Origin of the sequence: Rhodoferax sp. (genome assembly GCF_028688795.1) — a bacterium.
GTDB lineage: Bacteria > Pseudomonadota > Gammaproteobacteria > Burkholderiales > Burkholderiaceae_C > Rhodoferax.
The window spans coordinates 199,887-216,249 of record NZ_JAQTXM010000004.1; the positions used below are offsets into that span (position 1 = coordinate 199,887).

Sequence of the window (16,363 nt, forward strand, 5' to 3'; positions counted from 1 at the left end):
CGGGTGTGAAAACACAGCACGGAATGATACATAACAAAAGGAACTCTACCTACCATGAAAAAGTTATCCATCCCTTTTAACATTGATTTACTACAGCTTACACCGGAAGATACTTCTCGTATTCGCCAAGTCAAATCTCTGGACCCTTTCGAGGGTGCTACCAGGAACTTCCACCCAGATGGATTGTATTCCACCCAGACGTTTGGTGTAGCAGGCTCTGATGCACGCTCTACTAAATTTGGTTACATTGATCTGAAGATCACAGTCATTCACCCGACTTTGTTCCTTACGCTTACGTCGATGCGTGGGCTATACCGGGACATCATGGCCGGTAAAGAGTTTGCCATTTGGGACCCTGAGCTCAGCGACTTCGTCAAGAGCGACATCGTGGATGGTCGCACAGGGTTCCAGTTCTTTATGGAATACTTCCCTAAGATCAAGTACCAGGAAACGCCCAGCATTAAACGACAGCAAGCCATACGGTTGCTCGAAGGCAAGAAGAAGAAAGCCTTGCTGGACAAAGTCCTTGTACTGCCCGCAGGTTTGCGTGACATGGAAGTCGACGGCACTGGACGGTATACGTCTGACGAAATCAATGACCTGTACCGAAAGCTCATTGCTATCTCCAACACAATCAACCCCAGCACGGTTTCTATCAGTCCTGAAGCCTACAACGCCCAACGCTGGGCTCTTCAGAACACCTTCGTTGAGATTTACGAATACGTTATAAAAATCATTGAGGGTAAGAAAAACCTCATGATGGGCAAGTGGGCCAGCCGTAAGGTATTCAACGGCACGCGTAACGTGATCACGTCACTGGACACTGTGGTCGATGAATTAGGTGCTCCTGGCAATATCACCACTAACAGTGTTGCTGTAGGTATTTACCAAGCCTCTAAAGCCATATTGCCCGTAACGCTGTATCAGCTGCGCACAGGGTTCCTCAGCGAAGTCTTCCCAGCACCTGGTGCTCCTGCGCTGTTGACAAACAAGACTACGCTGATGACTGAGCGTGTGCAGCTGAAGGCGGAGGTTTATGACCGTTGGCTGAGCAACGAAGGCTTGGAAAAGTTTGTCAGTCACTTCAAGGAAAATAGCATACGACATAATCCTATTTCGATAGACCAAGACCATTACTTGGGCTTGATCTATCGAGGGCCTGACCAGACATTTAAATTAATCCACGGGATTGATGAACTTCCCGAAGGAAGAAATAAAGAAGACTGTACACCTATTACAATTGCGGAACTGTTGTACACGCAGATTTATTACATCACGAACAAATACACAGGGTTTGTTACCCGGTATCCGATTACAGGTATCGGTTCTATCACGCCCTGTAAACTGCATTTAAAGTCCACGGTTAAAAAAGAAACCCGTAAAGAATTGGCGCAAGACTGGAAAGAATACGGAGAACCTAGAATCTCTTATGAGTTTCCAGTGACGGGTTCTGAGTTCTTTAACTCGCTTTCTCCCCACCTAAATCGTCTTTCGGCGATGGGTGGGGACTTCGACGGGGATATGACCTCCTTGACTGTGGCGTATTCGGATGATGCCATGAAAGAGAGTGAGCGCCACTTTGCCAGCAAAAAGGGTTATGTTGGCACTGACGGCAGGTTCCTAATGGACAACAACATTGACACGATTAAATATGTGCTATTTAATCTAACGGGTGATCCAAAGCCCGCTATCTAAAGGACTCACAATGATTTTGAATCACCAAACGTTTTACCGCAAATATGGCGTGCGTATGTTGTCGCAGGTATTGCACCCGCTGGCAACAGACTTGAAGTTTTTGGAGCTACCTCTAGAGTCCATCTACCATTTCGTCCGTTTTGACGGAACAGAATCAGGGCCGCCCTCTGACGACTACTTGTTCAGGAACATCAAGAAGCCGATCCTGGTTAAACACTTTATCGATTTAAAAATTGATTTAGGTTCTCCGAGAAAGCTGGCTGTCAACTTGCCTGAAGCTATGCGGGACTACCACGCCCAGCACCGCCGCATGCGCATGCTTCGCAATAACGACACCGCGGACCGAGACAAGACCGCGTTGGTAGTTTATAACTACAGCTTGTTGGGTAAGAGCTATCGCTACGTGCACAGCTTCTTTACTGAATACCACAAATGGCACAACATCTTCGCCACCACTATTCAGGCGATTGCCGAGACCACTGAAACGTCAGAGCGACACCATTTCTTAATGGCGGCTGCGCCCAAGTTGATTCCTTCAATCACACAGTTGGAAAACGCAGAGGAAGAAGTCACCCAGGAATCTTTGAAGTACCTGCGAGACAAAGACGCGTACGTGCTCTTGGAGCTGTGGAAGTGGTTAGGCGAAGACAGAGACAAGAGCTTGTTTAGTCGCATTCCTGAGAACAAGATTCATCTGGTCAATTTCGTTTTCCAGGAAAATGGAAAATGGATGCTGGTAAATTTGGGAACGCTCAACAGCTTTCGCATGCCTAAAGACCCAGAAAAAGAAACGGCAGTATTGCGTGATCGGCAAAGGCTCTCTCCGGCCCAAATGCAAAAGCGTTTACTCCGCATGTTCATGTCAGTCATGGAGCTGCGCACCCTCACTGCGAACCTGGATAGCGTCGAAGAAGATGCAGTGGATGGTGAAGAGATTGATCTACCTAATCCACCAGAAATGGATGATACCGAACTGGAGAATCCCGATTTTGACGACGATACTTCCGGTGTTCCTAAGGCACAGCCCAACGAGATTGCAGAGGACACCTCTCTGCCTGAAGTTCCTCCAGAACCCATCAACGTCGTTGGAGAATATGACGACAACGCCACAGATGAAGAATTGGCAGCACAGCTGAAAGCCGAAGACACACTGTTGGATGAACAGCTGTCCCAGCTCAATGAGATTGCACAAAAGAAAGAGGAAGAACTAGGCGCACAAGAAGCAACACTCCACGAAGTCATCTTTGAGGACAAGGGCGCTTCACTTGAAGAAGGCGTGATGAACGTGTGTGACCGTTTGGCTGACGAAGGTCTTTTGTCAGCAGGTGAGTACAAACGGTTCAATAAGCTGGCAAACGCGTACAAGACCATGCAAGGTCCTGATGGACGCACACCGTTGGGTGAGTTCATTCAGATCAAACCCGAAGAACTGGCAATTACGGAATCAAGCTCCGTGCCTGACACCAAGACGGTTCTGGACAAGTCCATGCTGAAATCCAGCCTATTGAGCTTTGACGATCGTTACATTGCTGATGTCATGCTCAAAGACACAGCAGCAATGATACTGAATGTGCAAAACGCAGGGGTGGCAGTCTCGGGCTATCGCGTAGATGAGCACACTGACATTTTGGGTGGGTATCAGATGCACACCCTAAAGCTAACACCTGTGATTGGTGCGCCGTCCACTATTCGATTTAAGCTACCAGTCGTGGAACGAGACGGAACATTTACGAGCAATGGCGTGAAGTATCGTTTACGTAAACAGCGCGGTGACCTTCCGATTCGAAAGATCAACCCCACTCGCGTGGCATTGACGTCGTACTACGGCAAAGTGTTCGTTTCGCGAAGCATTAAGAAAGCAGACGATTACGGCTATTGGTTGCAGTGTAAATTCACGGAGAAGATACTTGATAAGTCTCAGAGCGACATCACAGAAGTAGCCCTGTCGAATGTGTTTGATAACGCCCTAGATGCCCCGCGCACCTATGGCGCATTCTCCCAATTCGTCAAGTCATTCAAGTGCAAAGGCTTCACGTTTGTCTTTGACAAAAAAGAACAACAAGCACTCTTTCCTCCAAAAGAAGTCGCACGCTATGAAAAGGGCGGGTCTGTTGTCATTGCACGCAATAATGGCGGACAATACCTGCTGCTGGATAAAAACAACACACTCTACGTAGCACAAGACAGAACTCTGACTCCTTATGGGGATTTGGAGACCTTTATTGGACTCCAGACCAATAGCGCGCCAGTGGAGTTTGCCAGCCTGGCGGTGTATGGCAAGACCATTCCGATTGGTGTCATCCTTGGCATGACAATGGGTATTGACAAACTGCTCCGATTGCTCAAGGTGCAGCCTCGCCGTGTTCCTACGGGAACACGATTGAATATGGCACTAGAAGAATATGCCATTACATTCAGCGATGAATCCTTGATTTTTTCTAAGGACGATCGCTTTGCTTCCATGGTCTTGGCTGGCTTTAACGACTACGCCAGAGCACTGAAACTCTTTAGTGTGCACAGCTTCAATAAACGAGGGGTGTACGTTAACTTGCTGGAGTCCAATGGGCTCGGTGTTCGGTATGTGCGCGAGATTGAATTGATGTACGCCATGTTCATCGATCCTATCACCAAAGACTTGCTGATTGAAATGAAAGAGCCCTTGACCTTCCAAGGTCTTTTACTTCGTTCGTGTGAACTGTTGCTCAATGACCAGCATCCGCATGAGCTTGATCCGGCATTCATGCGCATCAAAGGCTATGAGCGCATGGCTGGCGCAGTCTACACTGAACTGGTACAATCCTTGCGTGCGCACAACGGGCGCTTAGGGAAATCCAACGTACCGGTTGAGATGAATCCTTACGCTGTTTGGAAGCGTGTCTCTGAAGATTCGGCCAAGAGCCAGGTCAATGAGATCAATCCCATTGAAGCATTGAAACAAACCGAAGCTGTCACGTTTGCAGGCACAGGAGGACGAAGCAAACAAAGCATGACCAAGCACACACGGGAATACCATCCCAACGACATGGGCACGATCTCTGAATCGACCGTGGATAGCTCTGACGTAGCAATCAACATTTTCACCAGCGCAGATCCGCAGTTTACCTCCTTGCGAGGTATGTCCAAGCGGTACAAGTTAGGTGAGACTGGCGCGACAGCCTTGCTGTCGACTTCAGCGTTGATCTCTCCTGCCTCAGATACAGATGATCAAATTGCGGTCCTTCTAATCAGTAATGATTAGAAGAATTCTCCTTAATTGCTGGGACGTCCTTAGAGCCATTCACCACAAATGCCGCGAAAGCAGGCATTGACGGTTTGAAAACGAATGGATTGGGCAATCAGCAGCCAAGACGCTACAGACTGCTGGGAAGCAGGCTACGCGTAAGGTTCAACGACTAAGGCCTTATCAGCCTGTACCTGCCAAGTGGCGGGGAAATGGGAGACACCCCTCGGAGGGTGAAGATATAGTCTCGGCATCTGAAGAAAATTCAGAGCAGTCCAGCCGCTCGGGAGAGTCGCTGCCAACGGAATAGCCTAACGAGCTATTTGAAGATTCCGCCAAAAAGAGTAAAATTGTACTGCTTGTCAGTAAGCATTGCTCCCTTAGCTAGAAATAGCTATTGAAAACTTCTTTAATTGACGGGGACATCCTTAGAGCCTCTTGCACCTACTCATCGCAGCAATGCAGATGAGGGCTGAATTAATTACTCAGGTACGGTAAAAGACAAGATGGATTGGGTAATCCGCAGCGAACCTCCTACGAGGAGAGGCGTTCATCGACTAGAGCATGGAGCTCGTAGGACCCAGCGGGTCTGAAATGGGAAGCACCTGAACCCTTTGTAGGGAAGGTGAAGATATAGTCAGTTCCACAGGGAAAGCCTGTGGCGGGTGTCTGCGCACACCGACATGTGGTATAGGTAAGTTCAAATAGAACTGAGCGACCGCATGTGGACAGTAAGAAACTTCATCGCCATTCAGCAAAGTCACTCGATTTCTTGCCAAGGCTATCATCAGTACACTGTGAGGACCGGCTACGATCCCGTGATCGCGCACCGCTCTTATGCGCTCTTTGCTTTCACCGCAAAGAAGCCAGGCGCAGTAACGTCTGTGGATGAAAAGGGCGTGATTGTAGAATACGAAGATGGTCAAATTGAAGGCTATGAAATCGGCAGGCGGTTTGGCAACGCAGCAGGACTGATCATTCCGCACCAGATTGTCACTCCTTTAAAACCTAAGGATAAAGTGGCAGTCGGTGACGTGATTGTGTACAACAGCGGTTTCTTTGAGCCCGACTTCTTTAATCCCAAACAAGTGGTGCTGAAAAACAGCATCAACGTGAAAACTGTGTTGTGGGAAAGCATTCAAACTTTTGAGGACTCTTCCTCAATCTCTAAGCGAGTGGCAGATAAGCTGACTACCAGCATCACTAAAGTCAAAGACATCATTCTGACCTTTGACCAAGCCGTCAGCAAACTGGTCAAGCCTGGTGATAAAGTCACCGCAGACAGCGTACTGTGTCTGATAGAAGACTCTGTGACAGCCAACAACAAGCTGTTTGATGATGCGTCAATCGACACACTGAAAGCCTTAAGTGCGCAGGCACCCAAGGCCAATATCAATGGTGTCGTGGAAAAGATTGAAGTCTATTACCATGGCGACAAAGAAGACATGTCAGAATCTTTGAAGGCTGCAGCGAATACCTCTGACAAAGAGCACCGTAAATTGGCCAATAGTTTGGGACGAGAGTCTTTCACTGGGCGAGTTGATGGAGGGTTCCGCATTGATGGCAATCCATTGGGCTTAGACCAATTGGCTATTCGCATCTATATCACCACTTCTGTAAGCGCAGGTTTGGGCGATTAACGTGTTGTCTTACCATTTTACATACATCGTGTGAATAACACATGGAGTAAGTACAATGGAGTTAAAAACTCTTCTTCTTAACGAACAATACAAGTTCAATCATTCCGGATATTGCGAGATTTCCGGAGAACCATTACATCAAGGCGTTGGGGATTTGATTGGCATTAAAATAAATGATGTCGAGTACTTCCTTAGCAGAAAGTGGTTGTCGCTCGTTTGTCATTACGAAGTAGACTTACCGCTAGAAGAAGTCTTTAAAATAAATTTTGTAGAATGCAAATCTAAAGTCATTAACCTGCGCTGCGGGGAGATGATGGTATTTACTAAGCCTATTGAGTTTGAAGATGGATTCAGGTTAATTCCAGGATTTCCTGGCTTCATCGTAAATTCTAAAGGCACAGTGAAGTCCAGAAAATTTGGACGAACATTGAGCCAAGCAATAGGTCCTTATGGGTATCCTTACGTAAATATCTACGATCCCGATAAGAGCAAATGGAGAAGCGTAAGCCTACACATTCTCTTAGCGAGAGCATTCGTACAGAACGATGATCCTAGCTATCGTTGTTTTGTTAACCATAAAGACGGAAATAAACTTAATTACGACTTAGACAACCTAGAGTGGACTTGTTCTCGAGGGAACAATATCCATGCAGTAACCAATGACCTTAGAAATGATAACAAGCCTTGTCGTGTACGAGATGTGCAAACTGGCGAAGAAAAGCATTTTAAGTCGATTGGTCAAGCGCTTAGCGAAATCGGGTTGGTGTCTAAGAGTAAGAAAATCTGTAGGAATATCGGTAGTAAAGTAATACCTATCTTGTTTTTGGGAAGGTATGAAATAAAACATGCCGATGACCTTACCGATTGGTACTATTCTGATTCGTGTCGTGATTATAGTCTCCGTCTAAATGGTCCGTATCAAGCGAAACATATCGAAAGTAATGAAGTGATTGAAGAAAAAACAGTGGCTGGCCTATCCGAAAAGATAGCTGTCTCAGAGGAGAGGATACTCACTGCGCTTCGATCTACGACTCTAAGGAATTGTCAAGGATACGTGATTAGGGTAAAGTGCGACGATGAATGGCCGTCCGCATACGGCATCATTAAAACAAATATCCCTAGAGTGTTTTTGGCGAGGAATGAGGACACTTCAGAAACAATAAGATTTGAGAGCATGCATAAGCTCATCGCAAAAATAGGTATCGACAAAAGAACGTTAAAAGGAAGACTTCTTTCCAAAAAGCCTTACAATGGATGGATTTTTGAAGAAGAGAAATAAAAAAGACAAGTTAGTCCTATCAGTCAGCAATGGCTGGATAGATTTCTCTCTAATTGCTGGAAAATCTCGCAGGTCTCATAGCTACAACGCAGCTTGAAAAGGCAAACGTGAATGCTCGAAAATATGGGAACAGAGACAATCAGCAGCCAAGACGCTACAGACTGCTGGGAAGCAGGCTACGCGTAAGGTTCAACGACTAAGGCTTAGCCAGCCTGTACCCGCCAGCGGCGTGGGAAATGGGAGACACCCCTCGGAGGGTGAAGAGATAGTCTGCCCCCACTGGTGACAGTGGGCGGGTGTCTAAGCACACCGGCACAAGGAGGGAGTCGCGGGAGCGACAGCGGCCTTATGTGGACAATGGGAAGGGCGTCTTCAGTAACCAGTTAAAAACGGTTTTTGGAGAAGTTTTTGATGGCGATATGAAAACCGAAGATGGTGAGTTGATCGATGCTATATTCGGCGGTAAGAGTGTCCATGCTCGAATCGTCAACTCAGCATGGTCAATTGGAACCACCAACACGCTTCTGAGCGTGTTGGCCAAGAAAGCGGTACAAGCTTACCGAGGTAAGTAAACAACAAATACGCCTTGGGTACCTAAAAAGTACCCAAGGCGTATTTTATTTTTTGAAAGAACAAACATGTTTGAATTATTGTTGTTAGGCAAGAAGGTGGGTAATAATGGGCAAATATACACAGGCCCGAGCCTGTGTATATTTGCCGGTGGTGCAAACAGTGGCACTACGACTACGTTTAAGATTACGGATAAATATTTCTTAAAGGACGATACAGTTTCTTCAGGGACCATGCTTATCGTTGAAAGAAGGGAAACATCGGGCGCAGGAAACCTCTCAGAAGGGTTTGTGTTTGGCGGCGCCAGCAGCGTTACTACCATAGCTAGCACAGAACGGTATGTGTATTCCACTGACGTTGTATCCGCATCCACCAATATGCTCTATGGGTTGTGGGGTACCGCTGCGACTGGGAACGCAGACATGGCCATAATTACGGGTGGATACAATACATCTGCGTCTCAGAAATTTGTGTATTCAACAAAAACCATGTTGGCTACGACCAATCTAGACAGTGCAGTCTACAGGCATTGCGCAAGCAGTAACGTAGAAACTGGTTTCTTTTTTAAAACAGGAAGCTCTAGGGCTTCGATAAGGCGATATAATTACAGCAGCGCGACCATAACGTCTGGAGTCGAACTGTCTTTAGCGGGCGAGGGACCAGCAGCTGCAGGTACGACCAATTACGCGGTGATTTCCTCCGCTTATAACGCCACAAACTGGACAGGTACCGAGAAATACAACTATGGTGCAAATACGAAAGCAACTGGGACAAAACTTAATACTGGCAGAATTTATTTATGTGCTGCAGGAGATAAGCAAAAAAGCATATTTGGTTTAGGCCAAAGTAAGGCAGGCTCTATCGTAAACCTAACAGAAGGGTATTATTTTTCTAATGATTCGGTAGCACCAGGTACCTCTTTGTCGGTTGCACGTTATGGTGCGGCCTCTTTGTCCGCGCCACCAGGTTGGGTAGTTTGATGTTCTGTCATAATCTGACTGATCCTCACCTCCATTTATAAGGAACAATATGCTCAAGCAATCCGAAAAAACTGTACTCACTTTAGCCAATGCAATTTCATTGGCTACTAACATTGTGCACCAAGTCAGTGGCAATGAAGTCGCCAACACGCTCAATGGGTCTGTGGTCAACAAAGCTGCAATGGGCGAGCTGATCGCCAGCCGTGTCCATTCCAATTTCTCCAACTTCACCAAACAGGCAGCTAAATAATGATTCCGCAAAGCAACGCCAAGTCCGCTATCGCCGTCGCCCAAGAGTTTGATCGTCGCGGACTGATCATGGTGCCTGTTGCAGGCACTCCTCTTGCCAAGCTCGTAGACCTCACTCACACCCTTGCGCCGGCTGTGGGTACCAGCTCAGAGTACATCCCAGATGCCGGCTATATCGAAGCCTCCAGTACTGGGTATCTGTCCAATGTAGCCAGCTCCCATACCCAGGAAATGGAAGCCCTGAGCGCACAGATCGCTGACGCAGTCAGCCAGCACTTGAACTTCGCCAAAAACGTAGTGCGGCCTGTGGTCGAAGAACTGGTCACAGAAGTCCAAGCCGACATCAATGCCCTCACCATCCATCCGGAGTATTCCTTGGACGTGGTGTGTGTGGACCTTCCTGAACCTTTGGTGCTCTCTAGCTTTGAAGAAATGGTAGAAGAGTTCAAGGAAGTGAACTACACACCGATCAACAACTATATCTCTTTAGTGGCTAAAACCCCTGAAGAGATTTTGCAAACCATGGTGACAGGTATCGACGAGATCGATGAAGCCGTTACTGCTTGGGCCACGCGTCGTGGTGATGCGTTCTTCCAAAATGTCTGGAATACCGTCTTCACTCACGAACCCACACAAGAGCGATTCGAAGTGCTGGTGTCCAACAATGACACGGGTATCGATGCAGCAATCACGGTCTTCTTGCTGTGCAAGCGCCTCTATGACAACCCGCCAGAAGGCACGCTCTTGCCTCTGGTCAAGTACAACGAACAAATTGCAGAACTGCGAGACCAAGCAGCGCTTCGCATCCAACACGGTTATGGAGACTACGCACGCAGCAAGTCGCTGGGTCTGATCATCCGAAACGTGACAAAGAATGAACTCTTCGTCAATGGCGAAGTATATCGCAAGTGGATTGAAAACGGTGGCAAGAATGCAGTGCTGTTTGGTAGCATCCTGTCGGAACGCCCTGCCAAGTTCATTGCTGACCTCGACGCTAAAGCGGCTGAGTTCGTGCAAATCTGGGAACAACACAACCACATGCTGAGTGTGACGGTTCGCAACAAGCGCTTTGTCAACTACAAAACCATTTTGCTTGAGCGCACTGAACAAGTCATTGGCAACAACCTCAAAGAGTGTTTTGGTCCAGTGGCCAACAACCGCGCACTCACCATTCAGCTTGAAGAAGTAGGCCAAGGCATTGCCCGTTTAAAGTGCTACCTTGACACCCTCAAGGAAAGCGACTTCGATAATCTCTGGATGGTGTGCACTCAAGCAGTTTGTGAAGCCGGCTTCTTCTATACCAGTGCTGACAAAATCCTCTTTGGCATTGAGAAAGCGTGCCGAGAGAACGCCAACATTGAAGTGCGCGAAGCAGCGCTGCTGTCGCTGGTGGAATATGTCACGGATTACGTCTGTGACCAGATTCACATCACAGGAAGCCTGTAAAGACCATGGACGTATCACAACTCGTTCGTGACGCGTCACGTATCCACGATTGCCTGACAGAGATGCCCGATGGGCGTCTTTGCACCAGCAAAGAAGTGAAGATTCACATCCCTTCACGCTTTGCTGAACGCAACTTAGCCTACGTGGGTACAGAGACACACATCTTAGGCATTTACGCGATCATCGTAGAAGACAAATACTACGGCGTGAGCCTGGTCAATGCCATGATGGCTATTGACCCTGCACAGACCAACAAGATCAAAGTCGATGAAGACGAGTATTTTGAGTTTGTGTTCCCGGCAGGTGCTACAGTCATCAAAGACGTTAACTTGGTTAAGACCGATACGTTGACGTACATGATCTACGACGAGATGCTATCCGGTGGACGAATCCCTTGGTACGTGGGGTATGAGGAACTCGGCAAGATATTCGATACTGCCAAGTACCACGCAGGCGCTAATGTGGGCTCTAACCAAGAGGTCACTCAGCTCATTGCCTCCATTGTGGCACGAGACCCCAAAGACCGTACCAAGTATTACCGCTCGACAGTGAAAGACATGGAGGACTTGAAAAAGAACCCTCCCGTGTATGTGCCACTCAAGAGCGTGGACTATTCAGCTACAAACACTACCAACAAGCTGGGTGGTTCGTACATGTCGGTGGGTATTGTGTCTGCTCTGAATGATCCCTCTGATCGAGTGGAAAGAGTAGAAAATCTTTTATTGAGCTAACTCAACTAAAATACATATCTTGTGACCAACCAAAAAGGAAACAAGATGCGTACTGTTTTGCAATTAAACCAACTACTCGCTTTGAATAATACGTATTATTCGGGCGAGTGTTTTTATGTTGAAGTAGGGGGAGAAAAGTATTCCTTCATTAAAGGGATGATGACGGATCGTCCGAGAAGGTATGAACACAGCCTATACAACGTAAACATTGTTCAACCTGGCGCATATGTCATTAGAGAAATTTTCTCTGGTAAAATTTACTTTGGTAGCAGTAAGAACATTTATAAGCGCATAACTGGACATAAGGCAAAAATAGAAAAAAGAAAACATGAGAACCATAATCTTAATAGCCTTATGTCGTCAGCAAACGTAAAGACATTTGAACTTATTGTAATCTTTACTAAAGATAGAGAATCGGCATATAGCCTAGAACAGCACTTTTTAGACCAATGGGAACATCCTGAACTACTGCTTAACATTGCGCACGACGCTAGAACGGCAATGAAGGGCGCAAAGTTAACTCAAGAACATCGTAAAAACATTTCAAAAGCCAACACTGGACGAATCAATTCTGCGGAGGCTAGGGCTAAGATTTCAGAGTCTAGGAAGAACAGCCCGCTGGCTATTTCTCAGTTAACAACACTTCATGAAAATAGCCGCAGAAAGGTGATGGTAGATTTCGTAGAGTACGAAAGCATTACCAAAGCCAGGGAAGCTACAGGACTGTCTGAGACCATTATACGCAAGCGGATTGCACGATGCACAGATGGAAGCTGCAAATGGCTAGAAGCGTCTAAGAATTCGCTGGCAGGTAGGACCCTGCCTATGGAGCTGCGACAAAAGCTTTCAGCGATTAAAAAGGCCTCAGGCATGGAGCAGTTTAGAAAAGCAGCAGAACAATCAAAACGCCCCATTATCCTGAATGGTGTTTTGTATAAGAGCGTGAAAGAAGCAGTAGCCATTACTGGTATTTCAGAACCTGTTATTCATCGAAAGCTAAAAGCTTGCGGTGGTAAAAGTGCAAATGGTCCTTATGTTCTTGATTACAAAAAGCCTACAGTGAATAAAGTTCTGTTTAATGAACAGATTTACGCCAGTGTGACAGAAGCGGCTTCTGTTCTAGGTATCAGTAAAAATACCATGAAATCCAGAGTGCGAGACGGACTCGCCTCTTATGTTTAAACCAAAATAAAAGGAATAACAAATGAGAGATACTGTTCGATTCTCTTGTACCGCATTAGCAGGTACAGGAAAACAAGGCTTATTGCCTAAAGATACAGATGGGTATTACACCATGCCTATCGGTGCACTGAACACATTCAACAGTGCAGGGGATTACTACCCTTATGAAGAAGCCAAAGAGCTGTTCACAAGCTCTGCACCTCTGATGCGGCGCATCAAGACTGGTTGCTTAAAAGGCGAGTATGGTCATCCCAAGCCGTTGCCCAACCAGTCAATGGACAGCTTTGCCAGTCGTGTCATGCAGATCGACGAGCAAAAGACGTGTGTGCACTTCAGCGACATTTGGTTAGACTTTGACTCCGTCAAGGATGAGATGGGCAAACCTGTGATTGCTGTGTTGGCTAAGCTCACACCAACTGGTCCTTTTGGCCCAGCACTGCAAAAGTCGTTGGACAACCCCAAAGAAGACGTGTGCTTCTCCATTCGTTCATTCACCGAAGACATTCGTGTCAATGGTGTGCGCCAGCGCAATCTGCGTGAGATTGTCACCTATGATTTCGTGACCGAACCCGGCATTAACGTGGCTCGTAAGTACAAAGCCCCTGCTTTGGAAAACTTTGAAGACGTGGTTTTCACCAAAGCCAACATCGAAAGCGTGGCCCTTGCTACAATGGGCGATGTGGCTCTGGAATCTGCAGCGGCCACGGGTCGTAACCTGATTCGTGCACTGGGTTGGGATTTTGATCCCAAAGCCAAACCTAGCTACTTTAAGTGGTAAAATATAAAACCCTCAGACACTAAAATGGTCTGAGGGTTTTATGTTGTGTTTTTATTTAAGGAACTGTTGTGAAGAAATCTCTATTTAGCCAGGCGCAGGTATGTCTTGATAAGCGTAATGCAAACGAAACAACGATTAATGGCGCTACTGTTGCTTACGAAGAATACCTAGAAAGAAAAATCCAATCACTGAAAAAGAAAAATAAGTTACAGCAACCCTTTGTCATCACTAAAAGGAAAGTAGTAGCGATAGAGGGCATGTTTGGAACACTGTTTAACAAAGATAACGACAAAAAGAATACGCCGCCCGAAGACGACGATAGCGAGGACTGGGGTGTCATTAACGTTATTATGAAACAGCGTGATGGTCTAAAAGCTGCCAAACAAAAGAATAACGCAAGCCAAACAACCATAGCGTTTACCAACTGCCCTTTAGCCACGTTTAAAAATCTGAATGATTTTTTACAATTCTTTAAATGGTATCAATCCATTTTAGAGTATTTACCTAAGTATTACCAAACACTATTGGATTGCCATCAACAGCTATTACCATTGGCTACACAGTACACTCAGTCACCCAATGATGAAACCCTTGTAAAAGGTTACATTGCTGTGGTTAGGAGAATGAAGACGATTGATAAGGTAAAGGCTTTGGGCTTTAAACATCATCAAGATGAAGACCACGAGTACGGCGTGGATTCTGACATTAATCAATCTTATTCCGATAAAGACACGCTCTACCATTTGACGTATCGTACAAAAACCAACGACGAAGGTTACAAATACGATTTGATAATGCCTAATATTACTGGTTTCAGTGAATGGGATTACCAAGCAAATACGAAGTTAGAATTACAACTCTCTGATACCGAGTACGAGAAATTCTTAGACGCTGCCATCGATTTGATGGATATTGCTGATAAGGTGTTTGAAGATGTCTTTGAAAATAATATTAGAGAGATGGTTTTTCTGGGAGAGAAGTTTGAAAACATCAATGAACAAGGTCGTCAGAAGAATAGTAAAGGGTCAGGTTTTGACCAGTACAAAATTGATGGCATTTCCTCAAGTTTAATGGAAGGGAAATATACGGATTTCTTTTTTGAAGTATTTGCAGAATTGGCCAGTTGTGGTAATAAAGTATTGAAGGCGGTTAGTTAAATACATAAAGAGTAGTGGATAAAACCACTACTCTTTATGCCGTCTAAAACTCTAATGCAGATTTTTTCAATCACATATAGTCATCGTGAGCTTCTACAGGTGTAGTTAAGCTTAGGTGTTCTAGCTACCTATTTTAAAATGTCTAGAATCTTCTGGAGAATAGAACATGTCCGCAACTATCATCAAGGCTTCGGCCAAGGGTATCATGGCCGCTCTGGCGGCAAAAAGCGTCAACGCTGCGTCTGTTGACGCAGCGCTGGCTGTTGCCAGCGCCATCGAGGCGCTGGTGGGGTGTGAGTTAGACATTGGTGTAGGGGAGGCACAAGGGTTCGTCGTGTTGAACTTCCCTGTGGAGGCAAACCGCCACGGCGGTTTGCCTCACCTGGTAGACACGCTGTGTCCTGCCGCAGGCTGGCAGGGTAAGGCAATCGTTGTCGACGGGGTAACTTGGGTAGAGATTCTCATGCAGCAGGTGGAAACACCTGCTGCAGTACCTCAACCTGTGGCAGTTCCGGCAGCCACGGCTGCTGCGGCGCCGGCAGTGCCAATGAAACCCATTGCGCCAGCAGTCCCTGCTGCACAGGCAGCTCCCACAATACCTGCTGCTGCCACCGGCGCCATCGAGCAGCTGCTGGCGCAGCTGACCAAGTCTGTCGAGTCAGTCAGCGGCGTGATTGCTGCGGCTTCGTCGGAGCGCAATGCGCTCCTGGCTGCCACCCAGGCAGCACTCGCACAACGGCAGGAGTGCGACAAGGCTCTGACGGCCTTGTCTGCTCAGGTGGAGGTTGCCAAGCAAGCGACCGCTGCCGCACAAACGGCCGCGCAAGCGGCCGTAGCTGCTCTGGCTGCCAAGGCAGCAGCGCCGGCTGCCGCACCGGCCGCTAAGGCCGACTGGATGGACTCCACGCCGGTGAAGATCGGCTTGGGCGTGGCCGCGGCCGGCGTAGTGGTCGGAGCTGGGTACTTCGCGTACACAAAGTTCTTCGGCAACAACGCCGAGTAAGTGGTTTTTTGGCCAGGTGAGAAATCACCTGGCTTTTTTGTGTTTTCTAAGAAGGAGAGTTTCATGGCTGATTTCAACTTCACCACTCCGGTGGTGTCCCTATCGACCTCGGACGCTGCGTCAGAGGCGCGCAAAACGAAGTACGACGCAATCGCGTCGTCCTCTTTTGTATCCAACCTTGGCACTGCTGCCAAGGTTGGGTTGTATGTTGGCGTCGCCGTTGGCGTCGCCACCATCGTGGCAGGCGGCGCCCGCTGCCTGTCGAGTTCAATCTTCGGCAACGGAGATTGAGACATTAGAATCGAATAACCCAATTCGATTCTAAAAAACTACAGGAACATATCACTATGTTGGTGTAATAGGAAACACAGTTTCCTACTGCATCGATACGTGATATGTTCCTGCCTTCCTTTTATTTTTCTTTTTCTTTTTA

At 47.0% G+C, this 16,363-nt stretch carries 14 protein-coding genes; all 14 read left to right on the top strand.

What is annotated here, in order from left to right:
* Positions 1 to 54 precede the first annotated feature (54 nt).
* The 14 genes from PHQ58_RS05115 to PHQ58_RS05180 all read left to right on the top strand — a co-directional run bounded on the left by PHQ58_RS05115 (position 55) and on the right by PHQ58_RS05180 (position 16,221).
* Entirely contained in the window at positions 55 to 1,695 is a 1,641-nt protein-coding gene (locus PHQ58_RS05115; protein ID WP_300107893.1) for a hypothetical protein, read from the top strand.
* A gap of 10 nt (positions 1,696 to 1,705) precedes the next feature.
* The gene (locus PHQ58_RS05120; protein WP_300107895.1) at positions 1,706 to 4,933 is read left to right on the top strand and encodes a hypothetical protein; all 3,228 of its coding nucleotides are present in this window, start codon (positions 1,706 to 1,708) and stop codon (positions 4,931 to 4,933) included.
* A 704-nt stretch (positions 4,934 to 5,637) separates the two neighbouring features.
* Positions 5,638 to 6,555 carry a hypothetical protein gene (locus tag PHQ58_RS05125; RefSeq protein ID WP_300107898.1) on the top strand — a complete coding sequence of 306 codons (918 nt, stop codon included), beginning with the start codon at positions 5,638 to 5,640 and terminating at the stop codon, positions 6,553 to 6,555.
* Positions 6,556 to 6,610: 55 nt separating this feature from the next.
* Entirely contained in the window at positions 6,611 to 7,834 is a 1,224-nt protein-coding gene (locus PHQ58_RS05130) for a hypothetical protein (protein ID WP_300107901.1), read from the top strand.
* A gap of 296 nt (positions 7,835 to 8,130) precedes the next feature.
* On the top strand, positions 8,131 to 8,406 hold the full coding sequence (locus tag PHQ58_RS05135) for a hypothetical protein (RefSeq protein ID WP_300107904.1): 276 nt from the start codon (positions 8,131 to 8,133) through the stop codon (positions 8,404 to 8,406).
* Positions 8,407 to 8,472: 66 nt separating this feature from the next.
* Positions 8,473 to 9,384, top strand: a complete 912-nt coding sequence (locus tag PHQ58_RS05140; protein ID WP_300107908.1) for a hypothetical protein — start codon at positions 8,473 to 8,475, stop codon at positions 9,382 to 9,384.
* Positions 9,385 to 9,433: 49 nt separating this feature from the next.
* Positions 9,434 to 9,634: a hypothetical protein gene (locus tag PHQ58_RS05145; protein ID WP_300107911.1), complete on the top strand. Its 201-nt coding sequence runs from the start codon at positions 9,434 to 9,436 to the stop codon at positions 9,632 to 9,634.
* Complete coding sequence (locus PHQ58_RS05150) at positions 9,634 to 11,079, top strand: hypothetical protein (protein WP_300107914.1); 1,446 nt, start codon at positions 9,634 to 9,636, stop codon at positions 11,077 to 11,079. The genes PHQ58_RS05145 and PHQ58_RS05150 overlap by 1 nt, the downstream gene beginning before the upstream one ends.
* Positions 11,080 to 11,084: 5 nt before the next feature.
* Complete coding sequence (locus tag PHQ58_RS05155; protein WP_300107918.1) at positions 11,085 to 11,810, top strand: hypothetical protein; 726 nt, start codon at positions 11,085 to 11,087, stop codon at positions 11,808 to 11,810.
* A gap of 45 nt (positions 11,811 to 11,855) precedes the next feature.
* Positions 11,856 to 12,992, top strand: a complete 1,137-nt coding sequence (locus PHQ58_RS05160; protein ID WP_300107921.1) for a GIY-YIG nuclease family protein — start codon at positions 11,856 to 11,858, stop codon at positions 12,990 to 12,992.
* Positions 12,993 to 13,014: 22 nt separating this feature from the next.
* A complete protein-coding gene (locus PHQ58_RS05165) occupies positions 13,015 to 13,770 on the top strand; it encodes a S80 family phage morphogenetic serine protease (RefSeq protein ID WP_300107924.1) in 756 nt (251 codons plus the stop codon).
* 68 nt (positions 13,771 to 13,838) lie between these two features.
* Complete coding sequence (locus PHQ58_RS05170) at positions 13,839 to 14,927, top strand: hypothetical protein (protein ID WP_300107927.1); 1,089 nt, start codon at positions 13,839 to 13,841, stop codon at positions 14,925 to 14,927.
* Between the two features lie 166 nt (positions 14,928 to 15,093).
* A complete protein-coding gene (locus PHQ58_RS05175; RefSeq protein WP_300107930.1) occupies positions 15,094 to 15,930 on the top strand; it encodes a hypothetical protein in 837 nt (278 codons plus the stop codon).
* A gap of 63 nt (positions 15,931 to 15,993) precedes the next feature.
* A complete protein-coding gene (locus PHQ58_RS05180; RefSeq protein WP_300107933.1) occupies positions 15,994 to 16,221 on the top strand; it encodes a hypothetical protein in 228 nt (75 codons plus the stop codon).
* The last annotated feature ends 142 nt before the right edge of the window (positions 16,222 to 16,363 follow it).

What these genes read in the sequence shown, in the direction of transcription:
- PHQ58_RS05145 (WP_300107911.1), top strand. Translation starts at nt 9,434, where the DNA reads ATGCTCAAGCAATCCGAAAAAACTGTACTCACTTTAGCCAATGCAATT.
- PHQ58_RS05125 (WP_300107898.1), top strand. Translation starts at nt 5,638, where the DNA reads ATGTGGACAGTAAGAAACTTCATCGCCATTCAGCAAAGTCACTCGATT.
- PHQ58_RS05115 (WP_300107893.1), top strand. Translation starts at nt 55, where the DNA reads ATGAAAAAGTTATCCATCCCTTTTAACATTGATTTACTACAGCTTACA.
- PHQ58_RS05175 (WP_300107930.1), top strand. Translation starts at nt 15,094, where the DNA reads ATGTCCGCAACTATCATCAAGGCTTCGGCCAAGGGTATCATGGCCGCT.
- PHQ58_RS05120 (WP_300107895.1), top strand. Translation starts at nt 1,706, where the DNA reads ATGATTTTGAATCACCAAACGTTTTACCGCAAATATGGCGTGCGTATG.
- PHQ58_RS05130 (WP_300107901.1), top strand. Translation starts at nt 6,611, where the DNA reads ATGGAGTTAAAAACTCTTCTTCTTAACGAACAATACAAGTTCAATCAT.
- PHQ58_RS05150 (WP_300107914.1), top strand. Translation starts at nt 9,634, where the DNA reads ATGATTCCGCAAAGCAACGCCAAGTCCGCTATCGCCGTCGCCCAAGAG.
- PHQ58_RS05180 (WP_300107933.1), top strand. Translation starts at nt 15,994, where the DNA reads ATGGCTGATTTCAACTTCACCACTCCGGTGGTGTCCCTATCGACCTCG.
- PHQ58_RS05140 (WP_300107908.1), top strand. Translation starts at nt 8,473, where the DNA reads ATGTTTGAATTATTGTTGTTAGGCAAGAAGGTGGGTAATAATGGGCAA.
- PHQ58_RS05165 (WP_300107924.1), top strand. Translation starts at nt 13,015, where the DNA reads ATGAGAGATACTGTTCGATTCTCTTGTACCGCATTAGCAGGTACAGGA.
- PHQ58_RS05160 (WP_300107921.1), top strand. Translation starts at nt 11,856, where the DNA reads ATGCGTACTGTTTTGCAATTAAACCAACTACTCGCTTTGAATAATACG.
- PHQ58_RS05155 (WP_300107918.1), top strand. Translation starts at nt 11,085, where the DNA reads ATGGACGTATCACAACTCGTTCGTGACGCGTCACGTATCCACGATTGC.